This window comes from Nocardia sp. NPDC058497, from assembly GCF_042720195.1.
Lineage (GTDB): Bacteria > Actinomycetota > Actinomycetes > Mycobacteriales > Mycobacteriaceae > Nocardia.
Genome location: NZ_JBHXMY010000256.1, coordinates 1 through 8,119, shown reverse-complemented (window position 1 = coordinate 8,119; position 8,119 = coordinate 1). Strand labels below are relative to the sequence as shown.

The 8,119-nt window shown below is 59.4% G+C and carries 3 protein-coding genes, 3 rRNA genes and 1 pseudogene; 6 read left to right on the top strand and 1 reads right to left on the bottom strand.

Going from position 1 to position 8,119, the window contains the following annotated elements; translation table 11 throughout:
• The 6 genes from ACFWPJ_RS18095 to ACFWPJ_RS18070 form a co-directional block, all read left to right on the top strand.
• A partial coding sequence (locus ACFWPJ_RS18095) for an ATP:cob(I)alamin adenosyltransferase (protein ID WP_378852727.1) occupies positions 1–344 on the top strand: 344 nt, incomplete at its 5' end.
• 79 nt (positions 345–423) lie between these two features.
• A complete protein-coding gene (murA, locus tag ACFWPJ_RS18090) occupies positions 424–1,704 on the top strand; it encodes a UDP-N-acetylglucosamine 1-carboxyvinyltransferase (protein WP_378852725.1) in 1,281 nt (426 codons plus the stop codon).
• Positions 1,705–2,119: 415 nt separating this feature from the next.
• Positions 2,120–3,636: ribosomal RNA gene (locus ACFWPJ_RS18085) — 16S ribosomal RNA — on the top strand.
• A gap of 326 nt (positions 3,637–3,962) precedes the next feature.
• A 23S ribosomal RNA gene (locus ACFWPJ_RS18080) occupies positions 3,963–7,086 on the top strand.
• Between the two features lie 117 nt (positions 7,087–7,203).
• Positions 7,204–7,320 (top strand): 5S ribosomal RNA (gene rrf, locus ACFWPJ_RS18075).
• Together the 16S, 23S and 5S rRNA genes form the textbook arrangement of a ribosomal RNA operon.
• A 94-nt stretch (positions 7,321–7,414) precedes the next feature.
• Positions 7,415–7,882 (top strand): SRPBCC domain-containing protein, encoded by a 468-nt coding sequence (locus ACFWPJ_RS18070; protein WP_378852723.1) that lies wholly within the window; start codon positions 7,415–7,417, stop codon positions 7,880–7,882.
• A 19-nt stretch (positions 7,883–7,901) separates the two neighbouring features.
• Here the strand turns inward: ACFWPJ_RS18070 and ACFWPJ_RS18065 are convergent.
• Positions 7,902–8,119, bottom strand: a pseudogene (locus tag ACFWPJ_RS18065) (iron transporter); the annotation flags it as partial.

Genomic DNA, 8,119 nt, shown 5'->3' with positions numbered 1-8,119 from the left:
CCCCGGTGGTGGCCGAGCCGAAGTACCCGCCGTTGCGCGTCACCCGGCCCTATATCGATCGGCTGGAGAAGTGGTGCGACGAGTTCAACGCCGGTCTGGCACCACTGAATTCGTTCATCCTGCCGGGCGGCACGCCGATTGCCGCGCTGTTGCACACGGCACGCACCGTGGTCCGGCGCGCCGAACGTTCGGCGTGGGCCGCGGTCGATGCCTACCCCGACGACACCAGCGTGTTGCCCGCCAAATACCTCAATCGCCTGTCGGACCTGCTGTTCATCCTGAGCCGTGCCACCAATCCCGAGGGCGATGTGCTGTGGCAGCCGGGCGGCGGAGCCGAGCGCTGAAAGCCGGTCGGTGGCGCCAGGATCGGTCGGTTTGGCGTCGGGGGGCGTGTCGCCGGGCAACGGTCGATAAGCTGGCGGGGTGAGCGAACGGTTTCTGGTCTCCGGCGGTAATCAGCTCGTCGGCGAGGTGGCGGTCGGCGGCGCGAAGAACAGCGTGCTGAAGCTGATGGCCGCCGCTTTGCTGGCCGAGGGCACGACCACCATCACCAACTGCCCGGACATCCTCGATGTCCCGCTGATGGCCGAGGTGCTGCGCGGTCTCGGCTGCGACGTGACGATCTCCGACGACGAGAGCGGCGACCGCTCGGTCTGCACGATCGTCACCCCGCCGGAGCCCAAATACCACGCCGACTTCCCCGCGGTGACCCAGTTCCGCGCCTCGGTGTGTGTGCTCGGTCCGCTGATGGCGCGCTGTAAGCGCGCGGTCGTCGCCCTCCCGGGCGGTGACGCGATCGGTTCGCGTCCGCTGGACATGCACCAGCAGGGCCTGCGCCTGCTCGGCGCGACCAGCGAGATCGAGCACGGTTGCGTCGTGGCCCGCGCCGACGAGCTGCAGGGTGCGCGCATCCGCCTCGATTTCCCGTCCGTCGGCGCGACCGAGAACATCCTGATGGCCGCGGTGCTGGCCGAGGGGGAGACGGTCATCGACAACGCCGCGCGCGAGCCCGACATCGTCGACCTGTGCACCATGCTCGTGCAGATGGGTGCGCGGATCGACGGTGCCGGTTCCTCGGTGCTGACCGTGCAGGGCGTGAAGAGCCTCTCGCCGACCACCCACCGGGTGATCGGCGACCGCATCGTCGCCGCCACCTGGGGCATCGCCGCCGCGATGACCACCGGCGATGTCCGCGTCACCGGGGTCAACCCCAAGCACCTGGCGCTGGTCCTGGACAAGCTGCGCTCGGCAGGCGCGCGAATCTCCTACGAGCCCAACGGTTTCCGCGTCGTCCAGCCCGAGCGCCCGCGTGCGGTGAACTTCGCGACGCTGCCGTTCCCCGGTTTCCCGACCGACCTGCAGCCGATGGCGATCGGCCTGGCCGCCATCGCCGACGGCACCTCGATGATCACCGAGAACGTCTTCGAGGCGCGCTTCCGCTTCGTCGAGGAAATGATCCGGCTCGGCGCCGATGCCCGCACCGATGGTCACCACGCGGTGGTCCGCGGTATCCCGCGTCTGTCCAGCGCGCCGGTCTGGTCCTCCGACATCCGCGCCGGCGCGGGCCTGGTGCTGGCCGGCCTGGTAGCCGACGGCGTCACCGAAGTGCACGATGTCTTCCACATCGACCGCGGTTACCCGAACTTCGTCGAGCAGATGCAGGCGCTCGGTGGACAAGTCGAACGCGTCGATACGCCGAAATAGCCTGTCTGACCAGGCGATTTGACTTCGTGTTAGTCGCCACGTAACTTTATTCGAGTCAGAGCGACACGGACACCGACGAGGTGACGCTGAGCGCCTGATTGACTATCTAGCCAGACTCACTCCTTCCGGACTTGCTTCGGTCGGGTTGTCTGCGCTAAAGTATGAACCCTTGCCCTGCCGAAGCCCCTGCGAAATGTTGTGGGTAGAAGCTTGTGCGTGTGTTCTTTGAGAACTCAATAGTGTGTCGATGAATGTCAGTGCCAATATTATTATTGGTTCCGCTTCTCATACCCCCCGGTTGAGGAGTGGACATTTAAACAACAGCGAATTTTTTTTGCTGGTGTTTGGCTTTGCTAGGTTTTCGGACTCTAGTTTAGATATTTCTGATTACACCTTCGGGTGTGATTGAGAGTCTTCAACGGAGAGTTTGATCCTGGCTCAGGACGAACGCTGGCGGCGTGCTTAACACATGCAAGTCGAGCGGTAAGGCCCTTCGGGGTACACGAGCGGCGAACGGGTGAGTAACACGTGGGTGATCTGCCCTGTACTTCGGGATAAGCCTGGGAAACTGGGTCTAATACCGGATATGACCACGAGATGCATGTCTTGTGGTGGAAAGATTTATCGGTACAGGATGGGCCCGCGGCCTATCAGCTTGTTGGTGGGGTAATGGCCTACCAAGGCGACGACGGGTAGCCGGCCTGAGAGGGCGACCGGCCACACTGGGACTGAGACACGGCCCAGACTCCTACGGGAGGCAGCAGTGGGGAATATTGCACAATGGGCGAAAGCCTGATGCAGCGACGCCGCGTGAGGGATGACGGCCTTCGGGTTGTAAACCTCTTTCGACAGGGACGAAGCGCAAGTGACGGTACCTGTAGAAGAAGCACCGGCCAACTACGTGCCAGCAGCCGCGGTAATACGTAGGGTGCGAGCGTTGTCCGGAATTACTGGGCGTAAAGAGCTTGTAGGCGGTTCGTCGCGTCGTTCGTGAAAACTTGGGGCTCAACCCCAAGCTTGCGGGCGATACGGGCGGACTAGAGTACTTCAGGGGAGACTGGAATTCCTGGTGTAGCGGTGAAATGCGCAGATATCAGGAGGAACACCGGTGGCGAAGGCGGGTCTCTGGGAAGTAACTGACGCTGAGAAGCGAAAGCGTGGGTAGCGAACAGGATTAGATACCCTGGTAGTCCACGCCGTAAACGGTGGGTACTAGGTGTGGGTTTCCTTCCACGGGATCCGTGCCGTAGCTAACGCATTAAGTACCCCGCCTGGGGAGTACGGCCGCAAGGCTAAAACTCAAAGGAATTGACGGGGGCCCGCACAAGCGGCGGAGCATGTGGATTAATTCGATGCAACGCGAAGAACCTTACCTGGGTTTGACATACACCGGAAACCTGCAGAGATGTAGGCCCCCTTGTGGTCGGTGTACAGGTGGTGCATGGCTGTCGTCAGCTCGTGTCGTGAGATGTTGGGTTAAGTCCCGCAACGAGCGCAACCCTTATCTTATGTTGCCAGCGCGTAATGGCGGGGACTCGTGAGAGACTGCCGGGGTCAACTCGGAGGAAGGTGGGGACGACGTCAAGTCATCATGCCCCTTATGTCCAGGGCTTCACACATGCTACAATGGCCGGTACAGAGGGCTGCGATACCGTGAGGTGGAGCGAATCCCTTAAAGCCGGTCTCAGTTCGGATCGGGGTCTGCAACTCGACCCCGTGAAGTTGGAGTCGCTAGTAATCGCAGATCAGCAACGCTGCGGTGAATACGTTCCCGGGCCTTGTACACACCGCCCGTCACGTCATGAAAGTCGGTAACACCCGAAGCCGGTGGCCTAACCCTTGTGGAGGGAGCCGTCGAAGGTGGGATCGGCGATTGGGACGAAGTCGTAACAAGGTAGCCGTACCGGAAGGTGCGGCTGGATCACCTCCTTTCTAAGGAGCACATCTCCACGACGCTTCACACAGGTGAATGTGGTTGTGGCAGAGACCGTTTAGTCCTCACATGTAGGACTGCGGACGCTCATGGGTGGAACACTGACAACCTCATCGCACTCGACCGGTCCAAAGTGGCTGGTCGCGGTGATATACCGACACACTATTGGGTCCTGAAAGAACACGCGAGTGTCTTTCAAGGCGAAAGCAAACGATCTGAAGGGGTTTTCCTCGATACCGCCGGCGGTAACGCCGAGTTGGTCTTGGAACGAGGCTTCTTCGGGTGTGTTGTTTGAGAACTGCACAGTGGACGCGAGCATCTTTGTTAGTAAGTGTTTAAGAGCGTACGGTGGATGCCTTGGCACCAGGAGCCGATGAAGGACGTAGGAGGCTGCGATAAGCCTCGGGGAGCTGTCAACCGAGCTGAGATCCGAGGATTTCCGAATGGGGAAACCCAGCACGAGTGATGTCGTGTTACCCGCATCTGAATATATAGGGTGTGTGGAGGGAACGTGGGGAAGTGAAACATCTCAGTACCCACAGGAAGAGAAAACAACAGTGATTCCGTGAGTAGTGGCGAGCGAAAGCGGATGAGGCTAAACCAGTTAGATGTGATAGACGGCAGTCGTTGTCTAGCTGGGGTAGTGGGATCATTCTTCTCAACTCTGCCGAGTTGAGCAACAGTAAGAAACCAACGTGTTAGTTGAAGTGGTCTGGAACGGCCTGCCATAGACGGTGATAGTCCGGTAAACGAAAACATGTTGGCTGTTGTGGATGTCTCCCGAGTAGCAGCGGGCCCGTGAAATCTGCTGTGAATCTGCCGGGACCACCCGGTAAGCCTGAATACTCCCTGGTGACCGATAGCGGACTAGTACCGTGAGGGAAAGGTGAAAAGTACCCCGGGAGGGGAGTGAAATAGTACCTGAAACCGTGCGCTTACAATCCGTCAGAGCCTTCCAACTTGTTGGTGGGGTGATGGCGTGCCTTTTGAAGAATGAGCCTGCGAGTCATCGGTGTGTGGCGAGGTTAACCCGTGTGGGGTAGCCGTAGCGAAAGCGAGTCCGAATAGGGCGTTCCTAGTCGCACATTATGGACCCGAAGCGGAGTGATCTACCCATGGCCAGGGTGAAGCGACGGTAAGACGTCGTGGAGGCCCGAACCCACTTAGGTTGAAAACTGAGGGGATGAGCTGTGGGTAGGGGTGAAAGGCCAATCAAACTCCGTGATAGCTGGTTCTCCCCGAAATGCATTTAGGTGCAGCGTCACGTGTTTCACGCCGGAGGTAGAGCTACTGGATGGCCTAGGGGGCCCACAAGCTTACCGAAGTCAGCCAAACTCCGAATGCCGGTGTGTGAGAGCGTGGCAGTGAGACTGCGGGGGATAAGCTTCGTAGTCGAGAGGGAAACAGCCCAGATCGCCGGCTAAGGCCCCTAAGCGTGTACTAAGTGGAAAAGGATGTGGGGTCGCTTAGACAACCAGGAGGTTGGCTTAGAAGCAGCCACCCTTGAAAGAGTGCGTAATAGCTCACTGGTCAAGTGATCCTGCGCCGACAATGTAGCGGGGCTCAAGTACACCGCCGAAGCCGCGGCATTCACACATTATCCCGTCCTCTTTGAGGGCCAGGAGTGTGGATGGGTAGGGGAGCGTCCTGTAGCCGTGGAAGCAGCGGAGTGATCCAGCTGTGGAGGCTACGGGAGTGAGAATGCAGGCATGAGTAGCGAAAGACGAGTGAGAAACTCGTCCGCCGAATGACCAAGGGTTCCTGGGCCAGGTTAATCCGCCCAGGGTGAGTCGGGACCTAAGGCGAGGCCGACAGGCGTAGTCGATGGACAACGGGTTGATATTCCCGTACCCGTGTATCCGCGCCAAATATCGAATCAGTGGTACTAACTGTCCAAATGTTCTCTTATCGAGCCTTCGGGTGAGAGGGAGGATTGCTGCACGGGACCTTCGCTGTAGTAGGTAAGCGATGGGGTGACGCAGGAAGGTAGCTGGGCCAGGTGATGGAATACCTGGTGTAAGCCTGTAGGGCGTTGTGTAGGCAAATCCGCACAACATTAAGCCTGAGAGGTGATGCGTAGCCGTTGTGGTGAATTCAGTGATCCTATGCTGCCGAGAAAAGCCTCTAGTGAGTTGGTACACGGCCCGTACCCCAAACCGACACAGGTGGTCAGGTAGAGAATACTAAGGCGATCGAGAGAACTGTGGTTAAGGAACTCGGCAAAATGCCCCCGTAACTTCGGGAGAAGGGGGACCACGCCTGGTGACGACCCTTGCGGTCTGAGCTGGGTGGGGTCGCAGAGACCAGAGAGAAGCGACTGTTTACTAAAAACACAGGTCCGTGCGAAGTCGTAAGACGATGTATACGGACTGACGCCTGCCCGGTGCCGGAAGGTTAAGAGGACCGGTTAGCGCCCTTGGGTGCGAAGCTGAGAATTTAAGCCCCGGTAAACGGCGGTGGTAACTATAACCATCCTAAGGTAGCGAAATTCCTTGTCGGGTAAGTTCCGACCTGCACGAATGGCGTAACGACTTCTCTGCTGTCTCAACCACAGACTCGGCGAAATTGCATTACGAGTAAAGATGCTCGTTACGCGCGGCAGGACGAAAAGACCCCGGGACCTTCACTATAGCTTGGTATTGGTGTTCGGTACGGTTTGTGTAGGATAGGTGGGAGACTGTGAAGCTGACACGCCAGTGTTGGTGGAGTCGTCGTTGAAATACCACACTGATCGTATTGGACTTCTAACCTCGGACCATGATCTGGTTCAGGGACAGTGCCTGGTGGGTAGTTTAACTGGGGCGGTTGCCTCCCAAAATGTAACGGAGGCGCCCAAAGGTTCCCTCAGCCTGGTTGGCAATCAGGTGTCGAGTGCAAGTGCACAAGGGAGCTTGACTGTGAGAGTGACAGCTCGAGCAGGGACGAAAGTCGGGACTAGTGATCCGGCACCGGCAAGTGGAAGCGGTGTCGCTCAACGGATAAAAGGTACCCCGGGGATAACAGGCTGATCTTCCCCAAGAGTCCATATCGACGGGATGGTTTGGCACCTCGATGTCGGCTCGTCGCATCCTGGGGCTGGAGTAGGTCCCAAGGGTTGGGCTGTTCGCCCATTAAAGCGGCACGCGAGCTGGGTTTAGAACGTCGTGAGACAGTTCGGTCTCTATCCGCCGCGCGCGTTAGAAACTTGAGGAAGGCTGTCCCTAGTACGAGAGGACCGGGACGGACGAACCTCTGGTGTGCCAGTTGTTCCGCCAGGAGCACTGCTGGTTGGCTACGTTCGGAAGGGATAACCGCTGAAAGCATCTAAGCGGGAAGCCTGTTCCAAGATGAGGTTTCTCTCCCACTTGATGGGTTAAGGCCCCCTACAGACCATGGGGTTGATAGGCCGGAACTGGAAGCCAGGTGACTGGTGTAGGTGACTGGTACTAATAGGCCGAGGGCTTACTATCGAAGGTGTTACGCGTCCACTGTGCGGTATCTGAAACAACACACAGATCACCGAGACAACAATTGAGTTCCCTGTGGGGTTCTTGGTTGTGGCTCTCTGTGTGACAGTTTCATAGAGTTACGGCGGTTATAGCGGTGGGGAAACGCCCGGTCCCATTCCGAACCCGGAAGCTAAGGCCACCTGCGCCGATGGTACTGCACTCGACAGGGTGTGGGAGAGTAGGACACCGCCGGAACATCATTGCGAAAGGCCCTCCAGCATTGCTGGAGGGCCTTTTTGCGTTCGCGTCCATGAGCCCGTTCGGCGGGTTCGGGGGCTACCGTGGAGCTATGGCGACAACGAGGATCGGCACGCATATCAACGCGCCCCGCGGGACCGTGTATCGGGTGCTGGTCGATATCGAAGCCATCCGCGTCTGGATGGTGCCCGAGGGGATGGTCAGCGAGGTGCACCGGTTCGAGCCAGAGGAGGGTGGGGTCTTCTCGATCACCATCGCCCGTGCCGAGACGGCCGATGCGGAGACGCCGGTGCCGCTACACCGTGCCTACTATGGGCGGTTTCTGACCCTGGTCCCGGATGAGCGGGTGATGGAGTCCCTGGAGTTCGTCACCGATATGCCGGATATGGCGGGCGAACAGACCATCACCTTCGTGCTGACCGATGCGGACGGAGGCACGGATCTCGAAGTGTTGCACGAAGGCGTGCCGCCGGGCATGACCCTCGCCGCCAATGACGTGCGCTGGCAATATGCGCTCGGGAAGATCGCCGCGCTGGCGGAGCGCGGCACGGTCGGCTGACCGGCCACGCCCGGCGAGATCAGCGCACCGCGTCGTCGGCGCGCGGTGCGATGCCCGAGATGGGCACCAGGTTCCAGGCTTCGAGCTGCTTGCGGATCTGCTCGGCGGCGTCGATATTGAGCGGGCCGCTGGTCCACAGCGCGTACGGCAGGTTGAAGAACCGGCCGTCGCGGACCGCGCGCAGCCCGGTGATGCCAGATTTGGTGCGCAGCAGCTCGAACTTATGGGCGGTGGACT

Coding starts and splice junctions, on each gene's coding strand:
- ACFWPJ_RS18070 (WP_378852723.1), top strand. CDS start 7,415: ATGGCGACAACGAGGATCGGCACGCATATCAACGCGCCCCGCGGGACC.